The 1346-nt window shown below is 25.7% G+C and carries 1 protein-coding gene and 1 pseudogene; both read left to right on the top strand.

Translation table 11 applies throughout. From position 1 onward, the window contains the following. A pseudogene (locus U881_RS12510) lies at positions 1-351 on the top strand (class I SAM-dependent DNA methyltransferase); the annotation flags it as partial. 356 nt (positions 352-707) lie between these two features. Further along, positions 708-1067, top strand: coding sequence for a hypothetical protein (locus tag U881_RS10350; RefSeq protein WP_024652975.1), 360 nt, complete (start codon positions 708-710; stop codon positions 1065-1067). The last annotated feature ends 279 nt before the right edge of the window (positions 1068-1346 follow it).

Raw genomic sequence — 1346 nt, 5'->3', positions numbered from 1 at the left:
ACAAATCCTGTGAATTTACTTCTTGCAATGAATGCTTGCATATTAATTGTTAAGAATAATCCAAATGATTTCAAGTGGTTGCTTGACTTGAAATATTTTGAGTTTACAGATGTTGCAAAACGTAAAATTCTAAGTCTTAACCCTAAAGATAAATTTTTTGACTTAATAGAGAATCAAATTAATTTCATGGTAGCAGATTTATATTCGCTTACTTGTGATGATTTTAGGATATTACTTGAAGACTTTAGAGTCTGGAAAGGCCAGAAAGGAAATTTGTATATTGAGAGTTTGTTGAATGGATACGAAAATTATTTAATGGGAAAGCGACCAAGCCTATATGATGTGTCATAGTAAATAGATTGTTAATTAGCTCAAAAATCATTTATGATATATTTTTACTTGTAAAAATATATACAAGAAATAAACAATCTATAAAAATAGATCTATTAATGCATAATTATAAAGTAAAATCTTTATTTTTCACAATAAATTGATTATCAATTTGATAATATATCAAAGAAATATGAATTTTAACAAGCCAATGATAAAAAAATATACGTAATATTAGATATTATGAACTACAATTTATATAACTGTATGACAAAGATCTTTTATAAGATATAAGAGAGAGTAACGAATAATTGTTGCTATCTCTTTTATTTGTTATACTAGTATAGTATCTTATTACTATTAAGAGAGTCTTATTTATGATGAAATATATTAAATTTCCTAAAAAAAAGAAAGGTTTTAGAGATGAAGAAATGGATATAGAAGCGTTTATGGATCAGGTTGATGCTAATATAGCGAAAATGGATCGTGAACTTAAAGAATTTCAAAGAAGATATGGGTCGGATAAGGGTATTGAGGATTGGGTTGAACATGAGGAGAAAGAGAGAAGAATTAAAGAAGAAAGAATGCAATTAAGGATGAAGAGTTTRAATKCTCGCTTTGCAAGGAAATTGAGTTCTAAAGTTATTAATAKAAGAGTTGATAAAAATAGTAAAATCAATATATTGAAGAACAATGAAGAGTCTTTATCAAAACTGGAAAAAAATTTAATGGAATAGTTTATAGTAATAGCAGTCTATTTGTTTTTTATCCAATCAATGGAATAGGAAATAGGTTTAGTTGTTGTTGTCAATTTGTACTAATAACAACTAAACTAGTTTAGTTGTTATTAGTACAAATTGACAACAACAACTAAACCTATTTCCTATTCCATTGATTGGATAAAAAACAAATAGACTGCTATTACTATAAACTATTCCATTAAATTTTTTTCCAGTTTTGATAAAGACTCTTCATTGTTCTTCAATATATTGATTTTACTATTTTTATCAACTCTT

Source organism: Borrelia persica No12, assembly GCF_000500045.1.
Taxonomy (GTDB): Bacteria; Spirochaetota; Spirochaetia; order Borreliales; family Borreliaceae; genus Borrelia; species Borrelia persica.
Note: the sequence above shows the minus strand (reverse complement) of the source record. Positions and strands in the feature narration are given on the sequence as shown.